The 24,282-nt window shown below is 69.8% G+C and carries 14 protein-coding genes; 5 read left to right on the plus strand and 9 right to left on the minus strand.

Translation table 11 applies throughout. The annotated features are described in order from the left end of the window. The first annotated feature begins 63 nt into the window (after nucleotides 1–63). Complete coding sequence (gene trhA / locus ACVN9Z_RS26400; protein WP_045953616.1) at nucleotides 64–708, plus strand: PAQR family membrane homeostasis protein TrhA; 645 nt, start codon at nucleotides 64–66, stop codon at nucleotides 706–708. 56 nt (nucleotides 709–764) lie between these two features. Here trhA and ACVN9Z_RS26405 read toward each other — a convergent pair whose 3' ends face one another. Continuing rightward, a complete protein-coding gene (locus tag ACVN9Z_RS26405; protein WP_024069640.1) occupies nucleotides 765–1,043 on the minus strand; it encodes a hypothetical protein in 279 nt (92 codons plus the stop codon). A gap of 40 nt (nucleotides 1,044–1,083) precedes the next feature. Next, entirely contained in the window at nucleotides 1,084–1,287 is a 204-nt protein-coding gene (locus tag ACVN9Z_RS26410; protein ID WP_238879825.1) for a cold-shock protein, read from the minus strand. A gap of 413 nt (nucleotides 1,288–1,700) precedes the next feature. Here ACVN9Z_RS26410 and ACVN9Z_RS26415 point away from each other — a divergent pair, with 413 nt between their 5' ends. Further along, the gene (locus ACVN9Z_RS26415) at nucleotides 1,701–2,132 is read left to right on the plus strand and encodes a hypothetical protein (protein WP_054436962.1); all 432 of its coding nucleotides are present in this window, start codon (nucleotides 1,701–1,703) and stop codon (nucleotides 2,130–2,132) included. A 12-nt stretch (nucleotides 2,133–2,144) separates the two neighbouring features. Here ACVN9Z_RS26415 and ACVN9Z_RS26420 read toward each other — a convergent pair whose 3' ends face one another. After that, nucleotides 2,145–2,915 (minus strand): AraC family transcriptional regulator, encoded by a 771-nt coding sequence (locus ACVN9Z_RS26420; RefSeq protein WP_054437180.1) that lies wholly within the window; start codon nucleotides 2,913–2,915, stop codon nucleotides 2,145–2,147. A 100-nt stretch (nucleotides 2,916–3,015) separates the two neighbouring features. On the opposite strand from ACVN9Z_RS26420, the gene ACVN9Z_RS26425 reads away from it, so the two are divergent. Then, nucleotides 3,016–3,831, plus strand: a complete 816-nt coding sequence (locus tag ACVN9Z_RS26425) for a sulfite exporter TauE/SafE family protein (RefSeq protein WP_024069643.1) — start codon at nucleotides 3,016–3,018, stop codon at nucleotides 3,829–3,831. A gap of 76 nt (nucleotides 3,832–3,907) precedes the next feature. Here the strand turns inward: ACVN9Z_RS26425 and ACVN9Z_RS26430 are convergent, their stop codons facing one another. The 6 genes from ACVN9Z_RS26430 to ACVN9Z_RS26455 form a co-directional block, all read right to left on the minus strand. Continuing rightward, nucleotides 3,908–4,804 (minus strand): alpha/beta hydrolase, encoded by an 897-nt coding sequence (locus ACVN9Z_RS26430; RefSeq protein ID WP_458212820.1) that lies wholly within the window; start codon nucleotides 4,802–4,804, stop codon nucleotides 3,908–3,910. Nucleotides 4,805–4,812: 8 nt separating this feature from the next. Next, nucleotides 4,813–5,424, minus strand: coding sequence for a LysE family translocator (locus ACVN9Z_RS26435; protein WP_049055509.1), 612 nt, complete (start codon nucleotides 5,422–5,424; stop codon nucleotides 4,813–4,815). A gap of 12 nt (nucleotides 5,425–5,436) precedes the next feature. Then, nucleotides 5,437–6,582 carry an aromatic ring-hydroxylating oxygenase subunit alpha gene (locus tag ACVN9Z_RS26440; RefSeq protein WP_020928583.1) on the minus strand — a complete coding sequence of 382 codons (1,146 nt, stop codon included), beginning with the start codon at nucleotides 6,580–6,582 and terminating at the stop codon, nucleotides 5,437–5,439. Nucleotides 6,583–6,657: 75 nt separating this feature from the next. Continuing rightward, nucleotides 6,658–7,467, minus strand: coding sequence for an alpha/beta fold hydrolase (locus tag ACVN9Z_RS26445; protein ID WP_458212821.1), 810 nt, complete (start codon nucleotides 7,465–7,467; stop codon nucleotides 6,658–6,660). Continuing rightward, nucleotides 7,467–8,798 carry a hypothetical protein gene (locus ACVN9Z_RS26450; protein WP_458212822.1) on the minus strand — a complete coding sequence of 444 codons (1,332 nt, stop codon included), beginning with the start codon at nucleotides 8,796–8,798 and terminating at the stop codon, nucleotides 7,467–7,469. The genes ACVN9Z_RS26445 and ACVN9Z_RS26450 overlap by 1 nt, the downstream gene beginning before the upstream one ends. A gap of 93 nt (nucleotides 8,799–8,891) precedes the next feature. Then, nucleotides 8,892–20,930, minus strand: a complete 12,039-nt coding sequence (locus tag ACVN9Z_RS26455; RefSeq protein WP_458212823.1) for an amino acid adenylation domain-containing protein — start codon at nucleotides 20,928–20,930, stop codon at nucleotides 8,892–8,894. 571 nt (nucleotides 20,931–21,501) lie between these two features. On the opposite strand from ACVN9Z_RS26455, the gene ACVN9Z_RS26460 reads away from it, so the two are divergent. Together ACVN9Z_RS26460 and ACVN9Z_RS26465 are read left to right on the plus strand one after the other, a co-directional pair. Beyond that, the gene (locus ACVN9Z_RS26460) at nucleotides 21,502–22,683 is read left to right on the plus strand and encodes an acetyl-CoA acetyltransferase (RefSeq protein WP_006386121.1); all 1,182 of its coding nucleotides are present in this window, start codon (nucleotides 21,502–21,504) and stop codon (nucleotides 22,681–22,683) included. Nucleotides 22,684–22,687: 4 nt separating this feature from the next. Then, nucleotides 22,688–24,247 carry a class I adenylate-forming enzyme family protein gene (locus tag ACVN9Z_RS26465; RefSeq protein ID WP_006386120.1) on the plus strand — a complete coding sequence of 520 codons (1,560 nt, stop codon included), beginning with the start codon at nucleotides 22,688–22,690 and terminating at the stop codon, nucleotides 24,245–24,247. Nucleotides 24,248–24,282: the final 35 nt, after the last annotated feature.

Consider the following 24,282-nt stretch of genomic DNA (forward strand, 5'->3'; position numbering starts at 1 on the left):
TGGCGGCCCAAAACCCTTATGGTGGAAACCCTGAGAATCCAAGCCACGCGCCGCCAGCAAACCATGTTCCCGAACGACCGCCGCCAGACCCTGGGCGAAGAAATCGCCAACACCATCAGCCACGGCCTGGGCGCGGCCGGCGCGCTGGCCGCCGCCCCCATCCTGATCGTCGCCGCCGCGCGCCAGGGCGACGCCGCCTTCATCGCCGGCGCGGCGGTGTTCGCCGCCAGCATGTGCCTGCTGTACCTGGCCTCCACCATCTACCACGCGCTGCCCGAAAACCGCGCCAAGCGCCTCTTCAACGTGCTCGACCACTCGGCCATCTACCTGTTGATCGCCGGCACCTATACGCCGTTCGCGCTGGGCGCGCTGCGCGGGCCGTGGGGCTGGACGCTGTTCGGGCTGGTGTGGGGGCTGGCCCTGCTGGGCGTGGGCCTGAAAGCCAGCAAGCGGCTCAACCGGCCGGCGATCTCCACCGGACTGTACCTGGCCATGGGCTGGCTGGTCATCATCGCCGTCAAGCCGCTGCTGGAACGGGTGCCCGAGGGCGGCCTGTGGTGGCTGGTGGCGGGCGGACTGGCCTACACCGGCGGCGTGGTGTTCTTCGTGTTCGACAACCGCTGGCGCTATGCGCATTTCGTCTGGCACTTGTTCGTGCTGACGGGCACGGTGTGCCATTTCTTCGCGGTGCTGTGGTACGCGGCGTAGGCAGCGCGGCCCCGCCGCGCCGGTCGGCGCGATCGCGGCTGGTTACGAAGGCGGGCCTACCGTTGCAGCGCCGCGCTGGCGGAGCGCGCGTGGCTGTCCACCAGCAAGCGGCCATGGTGGATGGCCGCATCCACCGCCATGACGGGGCTGGAGACAGAGCCGCCTGATGCGAACAAGGGCACCACGACGTGGTGGTCGTTGCGGCGATCCTGTTCGGCGGCCAGCTCCACCGCCACGGTCGCGGTGAAAGCGGGCCTGCCGCTGCCATCCACGGAAATGCGGGAAACATTGGCGGTCAGCCGGTAACCCTTGTAGACCATGTTGTTATGAAACATGTTCGCTCCCATCCGAGATACGGGCCGTGGGGGCCTGCGCTCACATTGCGCGAATCTGCGTTGCGTGAGGGCCTTTCGCGCCTTGCGCGGTGACGTAGCTGACGCGCTGATTCTCGACCAGAGCCCTATGGCCGTCGCCGACGATTTCAGAAAAATGCGCGAACAGATCCTTGCCGCCATTTTCGGGCATGATGAAGCCAAAGCCCTTGGCGTCGTTGAACCACTTCACGATTCCGGTTTCCATATTTCCACTCCTTGCATGACGGGCGCTGCCCGAGAAAGAGCCAGTCAAGGAAAGGATAGCGAACAATGAGGCGCCCCTGGGAGGGTGCGATACCGGACGAAAATCACGATGCTCGAACAGCTTCAATCGACTATGGGTGCCCAGCCCCGGAAAGTCAACGGGTGTTTCCAATTAGGGCGGCCGTGATGTCCTGAATCACTTTCGTGGCGGGAGACGCCGTCAGCGCGCGAGAAAGCGCGTATCCTGCGGACATGGTGCTTGAACGCGCGTCACCTCGCCGTATCGCCATACAGGAGGACGACGCCCATGCGCCATGACCACAGCAAACACGCGGCGCCCGCCGCGCATCGCACCCCCCCGCGCTCCCCGGCGCAATCGTTCCAACCGCCGCGCGCGCCTGTCGCGGAGCGCACGTGAGCGTCATCAGAAGGTCCATCGCCAGATTCGCCAACGCCTGCGTGAAACTGCTCCCGCCCGCGACGCCGCCGGACCCCGCCACGCGGCCGGCCGCGCCGCGCGACCATGCCGCAGTGGCCTCGCCTTGGCGCATCTACCGCATCTACGCCCGCCCAGGCCACTTGCTGCTGCGCGACGAACATGGCCGCATCCTCGATCTCGGGGTGATGAAGGGGGTCGAACCCAACCTGACCTACCGGTTGTTCGCGCGCGGCCTGCAGGGACGCGGATTTGCCAACCGCACGCAGTTGCTCGATGACATCGCGCGGCGCATCGAAGCGGGCGAAACCGGCAACGAATTGCTCAAGCTACCAGACTGGAGCCAATCCCTGGGCGCGGACCTGGACCGTGGCACGCACACCGACGTGTCGATGAAGCTGCGGCGCTAGCGTCCGCGTCATTCACTCGGGCTGTTGCAGGTAGCCGGTGGGCGGACGGCCCAGCACGCGCCGGAACATGGTCGAGAATGCCGCCGGGCTCTGGTAGCCGAAATCCAGCGCGATGGCCGTCACCGGCGTGCCCGCCGCCAGCCGCGCCAGCGCCAGCACCACGCAGGCGCGCTGGCGCCAGGCCGAGAACGCCATGCCGGTCTGCTGGCGGAAGTGGCGGCTGAAGGTGCGCGGGCTCATGTGCAGGCGCTCGGCCCAGGCCTCGGGCGACTGGCGCACGTCGGGCGCGGCGATGAAGGCGCGGCACAGCGGCGCCAGGCGCTTGTCGCGCGGCAGCGGGATGTGCAGCGGCAGCACCGGCGCGCGCGCCACTTCGTGCAGCAGCAGCGCCGCCAGCGCGCCGTCGCGGCCGGCCACGTCGTAGCGCGCCGGCATGTCCACCGCGGCCAGCAGCAGCTGGCGCAGCAGCGGCGACACTTCCACCACTTCGCAGGCCGTGCTGGCGGCACGCGCCGCGCCCGGCTCGATGTAGGCGCTGCGGGTGCTGACGTCCTGCATCCGCACCTGGTGCGTCAGCCCGGCGGGAATCCAGACGGCGCGCTGCGGCGGCACCACCCAGTTGCCGTCGCGCGTGGCCACGTGCATGACGCCGGTGGCGCCGTACAGCAGCTGGGCGCGGCGATGCGTGTGCGCCGGCAGCAGATGGCCGGGCGGATAGTCGTTGCCGATGGCGACCACCTCGCGGTCCAGGCGGTCGTGCAGGTCGATGTGAGTGTTGCGCATGGCGGGATTGGCCGGAATGCGAACATTATTGTCCAATCCTCGAAAGCGAGCCACCGCGCCCCGCCCTATCGTGGCGTTTTGCCCGGAAAGGACGTTTGCGATGTTGTATGTGACCCTGGCGCTGTTTGGCGCCCTGAGCGGCGTGACCACGGTGCTGTTCGGCTTCGGCGGCGGCTTCGTGGTGGTGCCGGTGCTGTATGGCGTGCTGACCGCCACCCACGGCGCGCAGGACGCCATCGGCCAGGCGGCGATGCACATCGCGGTGGCGACCTCGACCTGCGTGATGATCGTCAACTCGGTGGCCGCCACCCGCAAGCACCAGCGCGCCGGCAACATCGTGCGCGCCTATGTCTGGCCGCTGGCCGGCTTCATCGGCGTGGGCGCCTTGCTAGGCGCCTGGGCCGCCACCCGCGCCAGCGGCGACGTGGTGCGCTATGCCTTCATCGCCTACCTGGCCGTGACCATCCTCGACTGCCTGCTGCGCCAGGGCTTCATGGCGCGCCACGAGGCGCAGGCGGCTCGGCCGCTGGGCCAGGGCGTGACCGTGGGCGGCGGCGTGGTGATCGGCGTGATCGCCACCTTCCTGGGCGTGGGCGGCAGCGTGATGACGGTGCCGCTGCTGCGGCGGCGCGGCCTGGCCATGGCCAAGGCCGCGGCCATGGCCAATCCGCTGACGCTGCCGGTGGCCATTGTCGGCACGCTGGCCTACATGGCGGCGGCGCGCGCGCTGCCCGCGCCGCTGGCGCCGTGGATCATCGGCTACGTGGACCTGCTGGCCTTCGCGGCATTGGCGCTGGGGTCGCTGGCGGGGATCCGCCTGGCGGCGCCGCTGATCCCGCGCATCCCGGACCGGCTGCATGCGCGGGTGTACGTGGCGCTGCTGGCGCTGGTGCTGCTGAGCATGGCGCTGGCCTGAACGACCGCGCGGCCCGCCCGACGCACCGTGCCGCGGGCCGGCGCGCCCCGGCGCTCCGCCAAGCGCCAGGGCGACGCTATTGCGCGACGAAAGCCGCCACCTGCGCCACCAGCGCGGGATCGCGCAACGCGCGGGTGTGCCCCATCTTCTCGGTGGCCACCAGTTCGGCGCCCGGCCAGGCCTGCGCCAGCACGGCGGCATCCTCGTAGGGGCTCTCGCGGTCCGCACGGTCGTGGACGATCAGCAGCGGCGTCGTCATGGACGGCGCCAGCCGCGCCGGCTCCATCTCGGGAAAGGTGATGCCGAGCCAGTCCTGGGCGCGCTTGAGCACCAGCGGCATGACCTTGGGCGGCAGGTTCATCATGCGCCGCGAATATTCCCAGACGCTGTCGTAGCGGCTGACCGGCCCCAGGAACACCGCGCGCTCGACGGTAAAGCCACGCGACAGCGCAAAGGTGACGGCGGCCGCGCCCAGCGAATGCGCGATCACGCCATGGAACGGTCCGTAGGCCTGGGCGGCGTGGGCCACGCAGGGTTCGAAGTGGCGCACCGAGGCCTGCTTGCCAGTGGAGCGGCCATGGGCCGGCATGTCGATGGCCACGACCTGGTAGCCGCGCTGGCGCAGCGGTTCGACGTAGGCCGTCATCTGCGCGGCGTCGCCGCCCCAGCCATGCACCAGCAGCACGCGCGGGCCGCTGTCGCCCCAGACGTAGTAGTAGACGGTCTGGCCGTCGATCTCGTGCGGCTCGGCGCGCGCCTGCGCCAGCACGCTGCGTCCGGGTTCGGAGGGTTTGAGCCTTGTGGGCGTGAACAGCAACTTCTGCACCACCTTGGCGGTGGCGCCCGGCGCCACGGTGCCGGCAAAGCCGAACACGGCGCCGATGGCGCTGGCGAGGAAGGGTTTCTTGCGAGGCTTGCGCGCGGCGCCCGTGTCGGCGGCGGCAACGGCGGAGAGCTTGTTTTCAGTCGTCATACGTCGTTTCATCCTGGTAGCAGAGACAAGCGAACGGCGGACCCAACAATCGATACAGAGAATACCCCGATTACCAGCGCGGCGGTGCGCTGCAATCGTTCCGGGTTGATGAAGCCGATGCGCTGCCCGGCGAGCACGGCGCCGAACTTGATCCACAGGAACGCGATCGGCGCCAGCAGGCAGATGAACTGCGCCATCGCGGCCAGGTAGCCCGGCATGTGCTCGAACGCATGCGGCGGGAACAGCGTCGACGCGAACACCAGGCCCTTGGGGTTGAGCAGCGTGGCGATGAACAGCGCGTAGGGCCCGATGGGCTCTTTGCGCGTCGTCACATCCTCGCCCGCCGCGCACCAGATCCTGACCGCGACGTGGGCCAGGTAGACACTGCTGGCCACGCGCACCACGATGCCTATCCAGGGATAGGCGGCCTGCGCCGACGCCAGGAACAGGCCCCACGCCGTGATGCCGACCAGGTAGCCGGCCAGTTCGAACCCCACCAGCGGCGCGGCGCGGCGAAAGCCCTGCGCCAGCCCCGCGGCCGCCAGCAGGGTGTTGGTCGGACCGGGCGTGAGCAGGATGGCGGCCGTGCCCAGGACGAAGACCCAATCGATGCCGGTCATGGCGCGGCTCCGTCAGGCGGTCACGCGGTCGATGTTGTGCTGGAACATGCCCAGCAGCCCCTCTTCGAGCCCCAGCGTGTGCTGCGGGTTGGCGCCGCAGTGCAGGCCGGCCTGCACGCCTTCGACGATGCCGAAGTCCTCGCGATGGAACACCGCGTCGATGTTGCCGAAGCGCTGCGCCAGCGTCGCCTGCCCTTCCTCGCCGGCGTAATCGGCCTCGCGGTACAGCATGTCGTGGGTCCAGATGGTCTTGTCGGGCGCGATCGGATAGAAGGAATTGAGCGAGACGATGTTGGCGTGGTTGATCAGGAAGGTATTGGGAAACAGCGTGTAGAACACCGACGCATAGTCCAGGATGCGCCACGACTGCGGGTCGGCGGCGGCCGCGTCCATCAGGTTGGTCTTGGCCGCCGCGATGCGGATGTGCAGGCCATGTTCGAAGTGCGCGATCACCCCTTTCTCGAACACCGGGCCGATGGTGTTCTTGTGCAGGATGGGCACGTGGTAGCGCTCCAGGTAAGTCTTGAGCAGCAGCTTCCAGTTGGCGTTCAGGGTGCTGACCTTGCGGCTGTGCAGGGAAAGTTCGTCGAGCTTGAAGCCGGCGATCTCCTCGCTCATGTCGGCGCCCAGGCCGGCGTCCAGGTCGATGGTCGCGCCCGGCGTCGGATGCAGCCAGACCAGCCCCGAGCGCTCGGTCACCGCCAGCTCCACCAGCTTGTGCTTGCCGCAGTCCAGGTCGGGGAAGTTGTAGGGCTTGGTCACGCCCTTCAGTTCGCCGTCCAGGCCGTAGACCCAGCCATGGAAGGGACAGGTGAAGAACTTCAGTTCCTTCTCATTGCCCGACACCAGGCGCGCGCCGCGATGGCGGCAGACGTTGAGGAAGGCGCGCAGCGCGCCGCCCTTGTCGCGCACCACCACGAACGGCAGCCGGTCCCACGGGCTGAGCAGGTACGAGCCCGGCTCGCGCACCTGGGTCGAGGCGCCCACCACCAGGGGATAGTCGCGGAAGGCCGTTTCCAGTTCGCGCTCCAGCACGGCGTTGTCCATATAGACGCTGGCCGGCACTTGCACCACCCGGCCCAGCATGTCCTCGTCGCGGTCCACTTCGCGCAGCTTGAACATCTTGCGCAGGGTTTCTACTTGCGTCGCGTGTTTCATCTGAGATCCCAAGTCCTGTCAAAAGCGTTTTATGGAAAAAGACGCCCCGGCCCCGCCGGCGCCGGGGCGGGCCGCTCATGCCGCCGCGGCCACCGGCACCTCCCGCAGATAGGCGCCGACCCGCTTGCCCACGGCGGCCAGGCCCAGGATCTCGAAGTGGCCCGCGCCATCGACGATCTCCAGCGTGGCGCCGGGCCACGCGTCATACAGCGCTTGCGCGTGCGCCGGCGGCACGAAGTCGTCCTTGGCGCCGTGGATGACCAGGCCGGGCACGTCGAGCGCGCCGGCGATGTGCCGGGGCGCATAGTCGGTCCACAGCGAGGCGCCGTAGCGCCGCTCCAGCTCGGCGCAGAGCCGGGTCTCGACCTCGGCGTCGAGCTGGTTGAGCCGGACGAACTTCTCGACCAGGAAACGCGTGGTGGACGGCGTCGAGATCGAGACGAAGGCATCGGCGCGGAACCCCTGGTGCATGGCCGACAGCGCCCACAACCCGCCCAGCGAATGGCTCACCACCGCGTGGATGTCGCCCACCCGGGCGCAGACCTTGCGGATGAAGTCGCGCACCTGCACCGGGTCGGTGCCGCTGCCCGCGGCTTCGCCATGCGCCGGCATGTCGAACAGCACCACCTCGTAGCCCAGGTCCAGCAACTGCTCGGCGATCGGCACCATGCTGCCCAGGTGGCTGTGGATGCCATGCGCCAGCACCACGGTGGGGCCGGCGCCGCGCCGGTAGTACTTGTAGACGCCGCCGTCGACCTTCACCGAGAACGACTGGCAGCGTCCCAGGAACGCGCGGGTGAAGGCGTCATACGGCACCCGGGTGATGGCGAAGTACTTTTCCAGGATGGCGGCGAAGGCCGGATCTTGCGAGGTTTCCGCCATCATCAACTCCCCGCCATCGCCGCCAGGCACTGGCGCGCGCGCTCCGGCAACACGTATTCGCCGTCGCGCTCGATCCGCTCGTACAGGCGCTCGACCCGCTCGTAGTGCGCGTCCAGGTTCTGGTCGAGCAGATGATGTTTGGTCTTGTTGTAGACGCCGAACTGCAGGTCGGTCAGCAGTTCGAAGGGGTTGATGTGGCCGTAGGGCGTGCCGAAGATCATCTTCAGGAATTCGTCGATGTCGTGGTAGCCCAGCGCGGTCAGCAGGAACTCGATGCCGGCGCGCTTGCGCTTGGTCTGGTAGGCGCGTTCCTTGGGGTCGACGATGAAGTCCAGGCCGCTGGTCATGCCCGTCGGATACTCCACCTTGGAGAAGCAGCGAAAGTCGATGGTGACGCGGTCCTCGGTGGCCTGCGGCAAGGTGCTGTCGGCGTGGGCGCGGTAGTTGTCGAAGAACAGCGCCTGGCCCACCTTGGAGTCGCAGAACCAGCCGGACGAGGGCTTGTCGGCGTATTTCTTTTCCCAGTACTTGGCCATCAGGAAGTCGCGCACCGTGGGCAGGTCGATTTCCGACAGCAGCCCTTCGGTGTACAGGTACAGCGCCTTGTCGACGGCGGCGCGCTCCTCGGCGTCCAGGTCCATCTCCAGCATCTTCATGTAGACGAAGTTCAGGTTCGGGGCCTCGACCTCGGCGTCCTCGAAGATGACGAAGGGCTGGCGCGTGATCGGGGTGGGCGTCAGGGCGGTGTGGAAGCTCTTGTAGTGCTTGGGAAAGCCCAGACCCTTCTTGACCAGCGACGGGATCTGCAGCGCGATGCCGCTGGCCGAGTGGGTGCCGTAGGGCTTCTTGCCGGCCGGCACCACGAAGGCATTGACCACGGTGGTGGCCGCCTGCGGGAAGTGCTCCATCACCTTGTCCTGGTTGTCGTCGTAGAAACGCTTGGCCGAGGGGATGAAGAGCGCGCTGTTCTCGAACATGGTGGACAGCGGGAAATAGGTGCCCACCGAAGTGTCCGAGAAACTGCCCGCCACCTTGGCCTGCAGGCGCAGTTCGCGGCGCAGCTTGCCGGCCAGGTCGGCGTCCACGTTCATCTGGATGACCTGGGTGGGCTGGTGCTCGGGATAGAAGCAGCAGGCGTTCAGCGCGCGGTTCGGCGGCAGGCGCGAGGCCACGGCGGCCGGGTCGGCGCTGTAGCGGTCCAGCACGCGCACCAGGTGGCGGGCGTGCACGCCGGCCGCCTCGTTCAGGAACGTGCCGGTCTTCTGCCAGATGCCGGTGCCCTGGGCTTCGGGGACGGCGGCTTGTGGTTGCTCTTGCAATTCGAGGGTAGTCATTCAAATCCTCCACGGGTCGTGGAAATCGGTCTGAGGACGCCGCCCGGCGGGCAGCGCCTGCATGGCGCTGCCCCGGCGGCGGGTCGAACTTGCTCAAGCCGGCTGGGATACCGGCGACAACTCCTGCGCTTGCGCGGCGGCCGGCGCGGCGGCCAGGATGCGTTCCACATACGGCCGGACGTGCCGGGCATCGACCGGCGGGCAGGGATAGACCTCGCCGCCGAACACCTGCCGGCCCACCGGGAAGCAGTCGAACATCTGCTCCAGGTCGCTCTGCACGCCCAGGCCGTCCAGCACCGCCGCGATGCGCGCGATGGCGCTCCTGGGGTTGGCCTGCGCATACGCCAGGGCTTCCTCCCGCCACTGCTCGAACGGCAGGCTGCCGACCTGCGCGCCGGCGCCGCGGATGTGCTGCACCAGGCTGTTGAAGCCAGGCGCCTGCGGGTTGGCGAAGTCGTAGTCCTGGCCGATGCGGTCCTGGTCGCGGATCATGACCTGGGCGATGACCCCCGCCAGGTAGTCCACCGGCAGCACGCCGCCGATGTCCGAACCCAGCAGCGGGAAACTGCCCATGGCGATGCAGCCCGAGATCAGGTTGTGCAGGAAATCGCCGCGATCGAGCCGGAAATGGCCGCTGCTGGCGCTGGCGCCGACGAACGGCAGGCGGTAGATCGAGGCCTTGGCCCCGCGCCAGCGCGCCGCCGCCACCATCTGCTCGGCCATGTACTTGGAGCTGAGGTAGCCGTACTCGCGTTCGTCCTTGGACACCTCGTAGCCCAGGTAGCGCGGCAGCGTGGCGGCGGTCGAGACGAAGTGCACCGCCTTGCCGCGGCCGCGCGAGGCCAGTCGCAGCACCTCGTGCGTGCCCACCACGTTGGGCGCCAGGTAGTTGTCCAGCGGCAGCATCCAGTCGACCAGCGCGCCCGAATGGCAGATGGCATCCACCTGGTTCGCCAACTGGTCGAACTCGTGCTCGGACAGGCCGAACAGCGGCTGGGTCAGGTCGCCGACCACCGGGTTCAGCAGCGCCGCGTACTCCGGCTTCCAGAGATCGTATTTCTGCAGGATCTCCACCTGCCGCGCCATGGCCTTCTCGGCGTCGTCGGCCCGCACCAGGCAGTAGGCGATGATGTTGGCGCGCAGCAGCTCGTGCAACAGGAAGGCGCCGACAAAGCCGGTGGAGCCGGTGACGAACACGGCTTCGGGCTCCGCCTCCATCGCCAGCACGTTGTCGAACTGCAGTTCCGGCTCCAGGTAGCCGCGACGCGCCACGCGGTCGTCCAGGCGACGGCCGCCGGCCGCCTCCTTCGCCGCCGCGCCGGCCTCGGCCGGGGCCTCCTGGCTGTCCAGCCCCGCCTCGGTCAGCTTCTCCAGCAGGAACTGGCTCAGCGCCCGCAGGTTGGGATGGTCGAAGGCGATCTTGGCGGGCAGCGCCAGGCCGGTCATGTCCGAGAGCTGGTTGCGCAGCAGCACGGCGGTGAGCGAGTCGATGCCGATATCCTGCAGCGGCAGGCTGACGTCCACGTCCTCCGGCGAGGCGAACTCCAGCGCCTTGGCCACCTCGGCGCGCACCGCCTCCAGCACCGCGGCCTCGCGCTGTTCGACCGCGGTCTCCACCAGCAGCTTGCGCAGGCCGGCGCCGCCGCCCGCGCCACCGCCCGCGCCGCGCCCGCCCGCCGCGCGGCTGAACAGCTCGCGGTACAGGGCCGGCGCGCTGCCGCCGTTGTTGTCCTCCAGCGTGCGCTGCAGGCGGCCCAGGTCGAGCGCGGCGGCCACGGCCATCGGCGCGTCGCTCATCACGGCGGCCTCGAACAGGTCCAGCGCCTCGGTGGGGCCCAGCGCCTCCATGCCCTGGCGGCTGAAGCGCGTCTTGTCGGCGTCGCTCAGGCGCGCGGCCATGCCCTGCCCGTCCCAGGCGCCCCAGGCCACCGAAGTCGCCGCCAGGCCCTTGGCGCGGCGATGGTGCGCCAGCGCGTCCAGGAAGGTATTGGCGGCGGCGTAGTTGCCCTGGCCTGGCGCGCCGGTCACGCCGGAGATCGACGAGAACAGCACGAAGAAGTCCAGCGGCAGGTCCTGCGTCAGGCGATGCAGGTGCCAGGCGCCGTCGACCTTGGGCGCGAACACGGTGTCGAAGCGTTCCGGCGTCTGGCCGGCGAGCATGCCGTCATCCAGCACCCCGGCCGCGTGCACCACGCCGCGCAGCGGCCGGTCTTCGCCGAACTCGCCCATGACCCGTTGCAGGCCGTCGGCGTCGGCCGCGTCGCACGCCACCACGGTGGCGCGGGCGCCCAGTTCGGCCAATTCGGCGACGAAAGCCTCGGCATCCGGCGAACCCATGCCGCTGCGCGAGGTCAGCACCAGCTCACGCACCTGGTGGTTCTGCACCAGCCACTTGGACACGTAGCGGCCCAGCCCGCCCAGGCCGCCGGTGACCAGCACCGCGCCGTCCGGATCGACCATGCCGCGGCGCTGCGTCGGCACCAGCACCACCTTGCCCACGTGGCGGGCCTGCGCGATGAAGCGCAGCGCGTCGGACGCGCTGTCCAGCGGGAAGGTGCGCAGCGGCAGCGGCTTGAGCTTGCCTTCGGCGAACAGCGCGGCGATCGCGCCCAGCATTTCCTGGATGCGCTCGACGCCGGCCTCGGGCAGGTTGTAGACGCGGTAGGTCACGCCCGGATGATTGGCCTCGACCCAGGCCTGGTCGCGCAGGTCGATCTTGCCCATCTCCAGGAAGCGGCCGCCCGGCTTGAGCATGGCGAAGCTGGCATCGATGAACTCGCGCGCCAGCGAGTTGAGCACGATGTCGAAGCCGCGGCCCGGCGCCGTTTCGGCGAAGGTCTGCGCGAAGTCCAGGCTGCGCGAGGTGCCGATGTGATCATCGGCCAGGCCCAGCTTGCGCAGCGCCGGCCACTTCGGTTCGCTGGCGGTGCCGTAGACCTCGGCGCCATGCAGCAGCGCCAGTTGCACCGCCGCCATGCCGACGCCGCCGGCCGCGGCATGCACCAGCACGCGCTCGCCCGGCTGCATGTTGCCCAGCACGTGCAGGCCGTACCACGCCGTCAGGAAGGTCATGGGGATGGTGGCCGCTTCCTCGAAGCTGAGATTGTCGGGCTTGGCCACGACCTGGCGCGCGTCCACCACGATGGAGGAACCGAAGGCGCCGCGCGCCAGCCCCAGCACCGGGTCGCCCGGCTTGAGGTGTTTGACGGCGCTGCCGACTTCCGTGACCACGCCGGCGAACTCCAGGCCCAGCGCCGGAATCTCGACCATGCCCAGGGCGTTCAGCACGTCCAGGAAGTTCACGCCGGTAGCCTTGACCGCGGCGCGGATCTCGCCCGCCGCGAGCGGCTCGTCCACCAGCGTCTTGACCGACAGCGGCTGATCCAGGCGGCCCTTGGTGGCGATCTCCAGGCGCCAGTTGCCCTCGGCCGGCAACACCAGGCCGGCGTTGGCGGGCGCCTTCTTCAGGCGCGGCGCCAGCACCTTGGCGCCGCGTAGCGCGCACTCGGGCTCGTCCGCCAGCGCCAGCGCGGACGCCAGCGTGTCCAGGTCGGCCGCGGTCTCGCCCAGGTCGACGATGCGCAGGGCCAGTTCCGGATGCTCGTTGCGCGCGGTGCGCAGCAGGCCCCACAACGGGCTGGCGCCCAGGTCGGACACCGGATCGTCGCTGCTGGTGCCGACGGCGCCGCGCGTCAGCCAGATGACGGGCTTGGCGAAGCCGGCCAGCGCCAGTTCCTGCACCTGCACCAGCGCGCTGGCGGCCTGGCGGTGCGACGACTCGGCCACCTGGCCATCGCCGCCCCACAGCTGGATCACGCCATCGCAGGCCTCGGCCTCGCTCAATCGGGCGATATCGACGACCTGCGCGCCGGCCTGCATGAGGCGCGAACGGACCTCATCGGCCCAGGGCGCGTCGGCGCCGCCCAGCAGGCCCCAGGTGCCGCCGAACACGGCCTCGGGCGCCTCGACCGGCTGCCATTCGGTGCGGAACAGGAAGCGGTCGACCCCGGCCGCCGCCAGGCGCCGCAGCGCCGCGCGGTCGATGCGCCGCGCATGCAGGCGCTGCAGCCGGCCCACGTGCTCGCCACTGGTGTCGTACAGGTCCAGCGAGGCCCAGAACTCGCCCTCGCCCAGCTCGAACTCCGCCACCTTGACCCACACTTCGGCCAGGCCGTCTTTCCAGACCGACAGGCGCTCGGCCTCGAACGGCACGAACACGTCATCGCCCACCTGCGCTTTCAGGCGCTGGGTCAGCAGCAGCGAATGCATCGACGAGTCCAGCAGCGCGGGATGCAGCCCATAGCGGATGGCCGACGACGCGGCCGCTTCCGGCAGCGCCACCCGCGCCCAGACGTCGCCGTCGACGTGCCAGGCGGCATTGATGCCCTGGAACGTCGGGCCGTAGCCGTAGCCCAGTTCATGCAGGTCCTGGTAGAGCGCGGTCACGTCGATCGGATCGCCATCCGGCGGCGGCAGCTCGACCGAATCCTGGCGCGCGGCCTGGGCCGGCACCAGCTTGCCTTCGGCATGCAGCTGCCATTCGCCGTCCTCGTCCGACTCCGGCGCGCTGTAGACGTGCACGGTGCGGGCGCCGCCCGATTCCGCGCCCACGGTGATCTGCATGCGCAGCGATACGCCGGGCGCCAGCACCATCGGCGCCAGGATGATCACGTCGGCCAGGTCCCACTGGCCCTTGACCTGCCGGCCCGCGGCGCGCATGGCCTCGAAGAACGCCGTGCCCGGCATCAGCACCGCGTCCATCACCTGGTGCTCCTGCACCCAGGCCGGCTCGTCGGCCGCCACCACGGTCGTGAACATCGTCATGTCGGTGCCGGCGATCTGCACGCCGCCGCCCAGCAACTGGTGATTGGCGTCGTTCAGGCCGGCGCCGACCGTGCGCGTGGGCATGGGTTCGAGCCAGTAGCGCTCGCGCTGGAAGGCGTAGGTGGGCAGCTTGACCCGTTCGCCGCCATACGGGGCGAAGAAGCCGCGCCAGTCCACCGGCGCGCCCAGCACGTGCAGCTCGGCCAGGCCTTTCTGCATGGTCTGGGTCTCGTCCTTGGCCGGGTTGAGCGAGGCCACCCAGGTCACCGGGCCGTCATCGGCCAGGCAGGCCGCGCCCATGCCGGACAGCACCGGCTGCGGACCCAGTTCCAGGAAGGCGTTGATGCCCTGCTGGTAGAGCGTGCGCATGCCGGCGTTGAAGCGCACCGCCTGGCGCGCCTGCTGCACCCAGTATTCCGGCTGGGTCATCTCGCCGCGTCTGGCCAGCTCGCCGGTCAGGCTGCTGACCAGGGCCAGCTTCGGCGTGGCGTAGTCGAGCGACTGCGCCACCTGGCGGAAGGCGCCCAGCATCGGCTCCAGCAGATGCGAGTGGAACGCGTGCGAGACCTCCAGCCGCTTGGCCTTGCGCTGTTGCTGCTTGAAGTGCGCCACCACCTTTTCGATGCTGTCGATGTCGCCGGACACCACCGTCTGCTGCGGCGCGTTCAGGCCGGCCAGCGAGACACGGGCGGCCAGGCCGAGCGCGGCCAGCGCCGTCTCGACCTCGTCGGCGCTGGCCTCCAGCGAGGCCATGCCGCCACCGGCGGGCAGCGCCTGCATCAGGCGGCCGCGCGCAGCCACCAGGCGGCAGGCGTCGTCCAGGTCGAACACCCCGGCCGCATGGGCCGCGGCGATCTCGCCGATGCTGTGGCCCAGCAGCAGCTCGGGCTGCACGCCCCAGCTTTGCCACACCCGCCACAACGCCACTTCCAGCGCGAACAGGGCCGGCTGGGTGAAGTCGGTGCGGTTGAGCAAGGCGGCCTCGTCGCTGCCGGCCTCGGCGAACATCACCTCCAGCAGCGGCTTTTCCAGCGTGGTGAAACGCTGCGCGATCTCGTCCAGCGCCTGGCGGAAGACCGGGTTGGACTGGTACAGGCCGTGACCCATGCGCGGCAGCTGGCTGCCCTGGCCGGTGAACAGCAGGGCCAGGCGGCATTCGCGGTCGCGGTCATCGACCATGCTGACCGCGCCCGCCGGCACCTCGCCGGTGCGGCCGTACGAGGCCAGCGCGTCCAGCAGGTCGGACTTGCCCTTGGCGAACACCACCAGGCGCTTGCGGAAGTGCGTGCGGGTGGTGGCCAGCGAATAGGCCACGTCCAGGAAGCGGTCCTGGATGTTCATGCCCATGTGCAGGTGCAGCTTGTCGGCCTGCGCCCGCAGCGCGGGCACGGTGAAGGCCGACAGCACGAACGGCAGCGACTCGGGCGTGGCCGCAGGCTTGGCGGCGCGGGCCGGCGCGGCGGCCTTGGGCGGCTCTTCCACGATGACATGGGCATTGGTGCCGCCGATGCCGAACGAGCTGACGCCGGCGCGGCGCGGCCGTTCGCCCGCCGGCCACGGCTGCTCCTGCTGCACCAGCGCCATCTGCGCCGCGGCCCAGTCCACCGCCGGGGTCGGCTCGACCACGTGCAGCGTGATGGGCAGCTTGTCATGATGCATGGCCAGCACCGCCTTCATGACGCCCGCCAGGCCGGCCGCCGCCTGCGTGTGACCCAGGTTGGACTTGACCGAACCGACCCACAACGGCCGCTCGGGCGTATGGCTGCCGCCGAACACCGCCGCCAGGCCATTGCCCTCGATCGGGTCGCCGAGCTTGGTGCCGGTGCCATGCGCTTCCAGGTAATCGATGTCGGAAGGCTGCAATCCGGACATGGCCAGCGCCTGGCGGATCACGCGCTGCTGCGCCGGGCCGCTGGGCGTGGTCAGGCTGGCGCTATGGCCGGCGTGGTTGACCGCGGTGCCGCGCAGGACGGCCAGGATCGGATCGCCGTCGCGCTGCGCGTCCGACAGGCGCTTGAGCACCACCACGGCGGCGCCTTCGCTCCAGCCGGTGCCGTCGGTGCTGGACGAAAACGACTTGCAGCGGCCGTCCGGCGACATGCCGCGCAGGCGGCTGAATTCCACGTGCAGGTCCGGCGACAGCATCAGCGTCACGCCGGCCGCCACCGCCAGGTCGCATTCGCCCTGGCGCAAGGCATTGCAGGCCAGGTGGGTGGTGACCAGCGACGACGAGCAGGCGGTGTCCACCGTCATGCTCGGCCCTTCCAGGCCCAGCACGTACGAGACCCGGCCGGACATGGTGCTGCCGGCCGAGCCGGTGCCGACGTAGCCGTCCAGGTCGGCCAGGCCGCCGGCCAGCGCCAGGCCGTACTCGTGGTAGCCCTTGCCGATGCCGACGAACACGCCGGTCTGGCTGCCGCGCAACTGGTCCATCGAATAGCCGGCCAGCTCGATCGCCTCGGAGGTGACTTCGAGCATCATGCGTTGGGCGGGGTCGAGCGCCCGCGCCTCGCGCGGCGAGATGCCGAAGAATGGCGCGTCGAACAGGTCGATCGGCGTCACGAAGCCGCCGCGCATGCAGTACGACTTGCCGCGCGCGTCCGGGTCGGCGTCATAGATGGCCGCCGCGTCCCAACGTTCCCTGGGCACTTCGACGATGCCGTCGCCGCCGCGCTCGAGCAGGTTCCACAGGTCTTCGGGGCTGTTGACGTTGCCCGGCAGGCGGCAGGCCATCGAGACGATGGCGATGGGTTCGTCGGCCAGGGCATTGCGGCGCTTGGGCGTGTTGAGCGCGGCCTTCTTGTTGCCGGCCAGATGCGCGGCCAGGTCCTTGATGGTGAAATGCTCGTACAGCGTCGAGGTCGACACGTTGCGGCCCAGCAGCTTCTGCAGCTCGGCCTGCACCCGCACCACCCGCAGCGAATTGCCGCCAATCTTGAAGAAGCTGTCGTGGATGCCGATGCGGTCATGGCCCAGCACTTCGGCCCAGACCGCCTGCAACTGCTGTTCCAGCTCATTGGTGGGCTGCACCGCCGGCTCCAGCATCACCTCGGTGGGTTCGGGCAGCGCCTTGCGGTCGATCTTGCCGTTCGGCGTCAGCGGGAACTCGTCCAGTTCGACGAAGAAGTCCGGAATCATGTAGCCCGGCAGGCGCGCTTCCAGCCAGGGCCGCAGCACGCGTTGCAGCGCGGGGCGCGGCGGCGCGCCGGCCGCGGGCTGGTTGGCCCATTGCGCCAGCGCATCGCGGTCGAGCGCCTGGGGCGCCTGCCAGCCCAGGTCGGGCTGTTCGCCGGCCTGCCAGAACACCGCGTCGAACGCCCAGATGTCGCGCGCGCGGCTCGGCAGCATGGCCATGCGATAGCCGGCCGCCTCGGCCGCCTGCGCCAGGTCGCGCGGGTCGACCCACTGGCCCGGGCCGGTAGTGGCCTGCGCCTCTAGCACGTGGCCCACGCGTTGGTGCACGTCGGCCAGGCGGCCGTTGGGAATATTGGCGATGGCCAGCGGCTTGCCGCCCTTGCCCAGGCGCCGTGCCAGCTCCGGCAGATCGAGTCCGTCGCGGCCCCAATCGAGCGCCGTCGTGGCACGCGGCCTGGCGCGGCCGGAAGCCGGCGCGCCGACGTGCAGGATCACGTCGAAGCGAAAGCGCGACATCTCGTTGACGTAGGCGCCGTCGCGCAGCAGGATTTCAACGCGCGAGATCTGCGGGTACAGCGCCGGCAGGTTGGCGAAGAACTCGGGCGCCAGCACCAGCTCGCGTTCCGAGCGCAGGCCGCGCTGCGCGCGCCGCCGCAGCTCGTCGGGAGACAGGCTGCACAGGCCCTGGAAGTTGGCCACGTCGGCATGGAATGCCTCGAGCAGCGCCAGGTCGCGCACGTCGCCGACGAAGATGCGGCCCTCGGTCACGGCCTCGGTGGCCCAGTCCAGCACCGACAGCAGATAGCCGGCGCTGGGGAAGTACTGCGCCACCGAGTTGATGACCACGGTGTCGAAGCTGCCCGGCTCCACCTCCGGCAAATCGTTGGCCAGGCGGTGTTCGCACGAGGCCTGCGGCAGGCCGCCCAGGTGGCGGTTGATCTGTTCGACCGCCTGGCTGGAGGCGTCGATGGCGCGGTACTGGGCGACCTTGGGCGCGACGCCGAACAGCACCAGGCCGGTGCCCGAACCGATCTCGAAGACGCGTTCGGGGCCGGTGGCCAGGATGCGGTCGACGGTGCGTTGCTGCCAGTCGCGCATTTCGTCGGCGGCGAACGGCAGGCCGTCGTAGCTGTTGTGCCAGCCGGCGGTGTTGAAGGTGGGATCGGCCGCGCCGGGCTCGTAGGCCCGGTCCCAGACATCGCGCCATTCGGTCACGGCGGTGGTCTCGGCGCGGCGGTCCTGCGCCGCGCTGGCCGGCGCGCTGTTGCGCAGGCAGTAGGCGACCAGCTGGTCGTTGCGGCCCACCACCACGGCGCGGCCGATGTCTTCGTGGCTGGCCACGGCGGCCTCGACCTCGCCCAGTTCGATGCGGAAGCCCCGCAGCTTGATCTGGCCGTCGTTGCGGCCCAGCACCACCAGCTTGCCCGGCTCCTTGAAGCAGGCCAGGTCGCCGGTGCGGTACAGGGCGCCGGGCGCGAACGGGTTGGCGCCGAATTGCGCCGCCGTCTGCGCCGGGTCCTTGTGATAGCCGCGCGCCACGCCGGCGCCGCCGATGCACAGCTCGCCGGCAAAGCCGGCCGGCACCGGCGCCAGGTTGGCGTCCAGCACGTACAGCTGGGTGTTGGCGATGGGCTGGCCGATGACGATGTCCTCGCCCGGGCGCACCTGCCAGACGCTGGACCACACGGTGGTCTCGGTCGGGCCATACATGTTCCACACCGACTCGGCGCGCGCCAGCAGCTCGTCGGCCAGCGCGCGCGGCAGCGCTTCGCCGCCGCACAGCAGGCGCTTGAGCGCCACGGCGCGCGGCCAGCCCGATTGCAGCAACAGCTGCCAGGTGGTGGGCGTGGCCTGCATCATGGTGACGGCGTGGCGGCGCATCAGGTCCAGCAGCGTCTGGCCGTCCAGGCTTTCCTGCTGGCGCGCGATCACCACGCTGGCGCCGCTGATCAGCGGCAGGAACAGCTCCAGCGCCGCGATGTCGAAGGAAATTGTGGTCACCGCGAGCAGGCTGTCGCCGGCGTCGCAGCCGGGCGCGGCGCGCATCGACAGCAGGAAGTTGCCCAGCGCCCCGTGAGTGACTTCCACGCCCTTGGGCTTGCCGGTGGACCCCGAGGTGAAGATGACGTAGGCCAGGTCGTCGGCCTGCGCCGAGGACGGCGCATTGGCGCTGTCGTCCCCGGCCTGGGCCAGGGCCGCGCCCAGATCCAGGCAGCGCTCGGCCCAGGCGCTCATGCTGGCGTCGCGCGCCGCCGGCGGCGCGATCAGCAGCGCCGGCTGGGCCGCTTCCAGCATCTGGCGGATGCGCTCGGCCGGGAACGCCATGTCGACCGGCACGTAGGCGGCGCCGGTCTTGAGCACGGCCAGCAGCGCCACGACCATGTCGATGGAACGGTCCAGGCATACGCCCACCAGCTGGCCGCGGCCAATGCCCTTGCCGCGCAGCACGCCGGCCACGCGATTGGCGGCGGCGTTCAGTTCGCCATACGACATGGACTGGTCGGCGCAGCGCAACGCCACCCTGCCCTCGTGCTGGGCGGCGGCGTGCTCGAACAGTTCGTGCACCACCGCGCCGAGCGTGGCGGCATCGCCGGTGGCGTTGAACTGCTCCACCAGCGATTGCCGTTCGCTGGCCGACAGGGCCTCGACCTCGCCCAGCTTGCGGTCGGTCGACGCCGGCAGGCGGCGGCACCAGTCCGCCACCTGCGCGGCCAGCTGCGCCGCGGCGCGGCGCGTAATCTTGCGCGGATTGAAATGCAGTTCGAAGGCTTCACTGCCGGCCAGCAGCACGAACTCCAGCGCCGGACGGTCCTCGTCCACCGCGTAGGCCGCGGGCACCTGGCTGGACACGAGCACGTCCGGCGTCAGTTCACCGCGCGCATGGCGGGCGGCCAGCGCCGCGTCGCGGCCGATCAGGTCGCGCCGGATCAGGCCATGCTCGCGCGCCTGGCCCAAGGCCCCGGCCACGGCGTCCAGGTTGCGCGACACCGACGCCGCCGGGTCCATGTGCGCCAGCACCGGCGCCCAGGCGCAGAACACATCGCGGCACTCCGGGTCCACATCGGTGCGCGGCAGCGCCACCGCCAGGTGGACGTCGGCCGCGCCCGAGGCGCGCGCCAGGAAGGTGCACAGGCCGCCCGCGGCCTGCTCGATGAAGGCCTGCTCGCGCCCGGCGCCCTGCGGCGCGGCGGGCAGCTTGCCCACGATAGGCGCCGTGTTGGTCTCGGGGGCGGTCGGCCGCGCATACGGCAGGCGGTACGGTTGCCAGGCGGCCCACTGGCCGCGCCAGAAGGCGGCGGAACCCGACGCGGCGGTGCCGGCGGCCGTGACCTGGGCGCGGACCTGCTCGCTGGCCGAGGCCAGGCGCGCGCCCGCCCGCAGGCTGCCGGCGCTGGCCAGGTCGGCGATGGCGACGTCCTCGCCCTCGAGCGTGCACAGCGCTTCCAGGCGCAGCGCGCGATTGCCGGTGGCGATGCTGGCGCCGAAGGCATCCACCGCCACCACATCGCCCGGCGCCGCGCCCGCGGCGCGCGCCTCGACGCTGACCTTGCGCACGGCCAGCACCCGGCCATCGATCAAGGCCTTGGGCCACACCAGCGGGCTGCTGAAGGGGCCGTGGTCGGTGGCGCGCACCATGGCGGCGATCTGCTCGGCGTCCTGGTTCCAGTCGATCAGGCCTTCGGCCGAGAATTGCGAATGGCGCGAGAAATAGCGGCGCCGCGACAGGTCCTGCGGCGTCTCGCGCTCGCGGCCGGCGGCCAGGTCGTCGACCAGCGCGCCGAAGCTCTGGATGGCGGTCTCGTCGCACTTCAGGCCCAGCGACAGGGCCGTGTCGGTCGATTCGATCGGCACCGCGACGCGCTTGAGAATGCCGCCGCCGTCGATGATCTCGCCGATGCGATGCCAGGTGATGGCGTAGTCGGTGGCGCGGTCGTACACCGCCCAGGCCGGCACGTGCAGGCCCGAGTATTCCGGCAACGGGCCATAGTGATAGTTGATGCTCATGCGCCGCACGCGCCCGAGCAGCGCATCGGGGATCACCGAGTAGTTGCCGATACTGAAGAGGATGTCGGCCGACAGCCGGGATTCCGGCTTGACCGCGTCGTCCAGCGCGTACTGCGGGATGCCGGCCTTGGCGGCCCACGCGCGCACGGTCAAATCGGTGGAAATCACTGCCTGTACGCGGTGTCCCTTTGCCATCAGCAGTTCGCCGCAACGAACCAGGACACTGCCGTCTCCAACCAAAAGCGATACGAAACTCGTCATGATCTGTTCTTCCTATGAAAGACATTCTGACCCTGGCGGAAGCACGTTTTTTTCTAATGCGTTGCCTGCCGCCCGCATGCTCGCGTCGACGAATTCTTATACAGATGATTTGAAAATTCCAGACGCGTCACTGCCTCCAAACACGTACGTACACCCCCATTTCTTCGAGCAAAAAAACATGTCCCGGCCGTTCGCGCCTGGCGCGGTCAAACGCCATTTGGAACACATGTGAACATGCTCGCAAGCGCCTGAATCCGCGCCTCTACGTCGTATTTCGAACGTCATATCGCCGCTGCACGACGGCGCGATTTCGCGCATCGATGCGCGGCCCGTCCGGTACGTACGGGTCGACATACGCATCCCCCCACTACGTATTCGCGTACGTGGATGCACGTATAGAGATACGTATTGGCGCAGTCCTACACTTGATCGCACAAGCACACCACCGCCGCACATCACCGTGCATGGGGAGAGGGACATGTTCGATCATTCGGGCGTTTCGATCGTGGGCAGCGGCCATACGCCGTTCGGCAAATTGGACGCTCTGAATCTTGAGCAACTCATCGTGATGGCGGCCAACGAGGCGATCGAGGACGCCGGCGTCGATCCCGCCGAGATCGACGCGATCTACCTGGGGCATTTCAACGCGGGGCTGGTGCCCGATGCCTTCCCCGCCTCGCTGGTGCACCAGGCGCATCCGGCCTTGCGCTTCAAGCCCGCCACGCGCTGCGAGAACGCCTGTGCCTCGGGCTCGGCCGCGATCCACGCCGGCCTGCGCGCGATCCAGTCGGGCGCGGCCGGCACCGTGCTGGTGATCGGCGTCGAGAAGATGACCTCGCGCAGCACGCCCGAGGTGACCGAGGCGCTGGCCTGCGCCGGCTACAAGAACGATCCGCGCGAAAGCGCCATGAGCTTTCCGCAGCAGTTCGCGCGCCTGGCCGAGAAATACGCCGAGCGCTACGAGGACCCGCTGCCGGTCATGGCCGCCATCGCCGCCAAGAACCACGCCAATGCGCTGCGCAATCCGCTGGCGCAGCTGCGGCGCGAGCTGGACGCCGACTTCTGCAACACGATCTCGGAACGCAATCCCATGATCGCGGCGCCGCTGCGCATGACCGACTGTTCGCCCATCAGCGACGGCGCCGCCGCCGTCATCCTGACCTGCGAGCGGCGCGCGCCGCGCTATGCGCGCCAGGTGCGCTTTCGCGCCGCCACCCAGGTCAACGACATGCTGCCGCTGGAGGGCCGCGACCTGCTGGCGTTCGAGGGTCCGCACCGCGCCATGCAACGCGCCTACTCGGATGCCGGCATCCAGCTGCAGGACCTGGATTTCGCCGAGGTGCACGACTGCTTCACCATCGCCGAACTGCTGATCTACGAGGCCATGGGCCTGGCCGCGCCCGGCGAAGGACATCGCGTGCTCACCGAGGGCACGGTGCGCCGCGACGGCGACCTGCCGGTCAACCTGTCGGGCGGACTCAAGGCCAAGGGCCACCCGGTCGGCGCCACCGGCGTGTCGATGCACGCGCTGGCCTACCGCCAGCTGACCGGCCGCGCCGGCGACATGCAGCGCCCCGGCGCCGAGCTCGGGCTGGTTTTCAACATGGGCGGCATGGCCGTGGCGAACTACGCGTCGGTGCTCGAGGCGGTGCGGGCGTAATGGCATGAATATCGCGAACTGGTTGCAGGCGGCCGCGCTGGAGCACGGAGGCCGGCCGGCCCTGCATACGGGCCTGCGCCTGCATGCGAACTACCGTGACTTCGCCCGCCGCGCCGCGGCGTTGGCCGATTGGCTGCAACGCGACCATGGCCTGGCCCCGGGCGATCGCGTCGCGCTGTTCGCGCGCAACCGCGTCGAATACCTGGAGCTGCTGTACGCGGCCTGGTGGCTGGGCGCGGTGGCGGTGCCGATCAACCCCAAGCTGCATCCCAAGGAGGTCGGCTGGATCGCCGCCAACGCCGACGCCAGCGTGATCTTCACCGACCGGCTCGACGATCTGCCGGCGGGCTGCCTGCCGGATGGCTGCCGCCACCTGGAGATCGACGGCGCCGACTACGCCCGGGCCTGTGCCGGGACCGGCCCCTGGGCGCCGCCGGCGCCGCTGGCCGCGGATGCGCTGGCCTGGCTGTTCTATACCTCCGGCACCACCGGCCGGCCCAAGGGCGTGATGCTGAGCCACCGCAATCTGGTGGCCATGGGCCTGTGCTATGCGGTGGACGTGGAAACCGTGGAGCCCGGCGACGGCATGCTGTACGCCGCGCCCATGTCGCACGGCGCCGGGCTGTACCACGTGCTGTACGTGCGCAAGGCCGCGCGCCACGTCGTGCCCGAATCGCGCGGCTTCGAGCCGGCCGAGATCCTGGCGCTGGCCGAACAGACCGGCCCGCTGTCGTTCTTCGCCGCGCCCACCATGATCAAGCGCCTGGTCGAGCAGGCGCGCGCCGGCGGCCGCGACGGCCGCGGCATCAAGACCATCATCTACGGCGGCGCGCCGATGTACCTGGCCGACCTGGAAGAAGCCCTGGCGGTGCTGGGCCAGCGCTTCGTGCAGATCTACGGCCAGGGCGAAAGCCCGATGACCATCACCGCGCTGTCGCGCGAGGTGATCGCCGATGCCGCCCACCCCGAGCGCGCCGCGCGGCTGGCTTCGGTCGGCACCGCGCAGAGCTGCATGGAGCTGCGCGTGGTCGACGCCGCGCTGCGGGCCGTGCCGTCCTGCACCGAGGGCGAGGTGCTGGTGCGCGGCAACGCCGTGATGCAGGGCTACTGGCGCAACGATCCCGCCACCGCCGAAACGCTGGTGGACGGCTGGCTGCGCACGGGCGACATCGGCCGGCTCGACCATTCGGGTTTCCTGACGCTGACCGACCGCAGCAAGGACGTGATCATCTCCGGCGGCTCCAACATCTACCCGCGCGAAGTCGAGGAAACGCTGGCGCGGCATCCCGGCGTGCGCGAGGTGGCGGTGGTCGGCGCGCCCAGCGCGCAATGGGGCGAAGAGGTGGTGGCCTTCGTGGTGTCGCGCCCCGGCGCGACCCTGGCGCCCGAGGAACTGGACGCCTGGTGCCGCGGCGAGATCGCCTCGTTCAAGAAGCCCAAGCGCTACGTATTCCATGAAGAACTGCCCAAGAACAGCTACGGCAAGATTCTCAAGACCGCATTGCGCGAAGCCTTGCGCGGCGCGGAACCAGGCGGCCAGGGAGATGCCAGCCCAGGCCGATGAACCGGCGCATCAGAAGCCGGAATCCCCCAAGGAGG

Source organism: Achromobacter sp. KK8 (assembly GCF_054188005.1).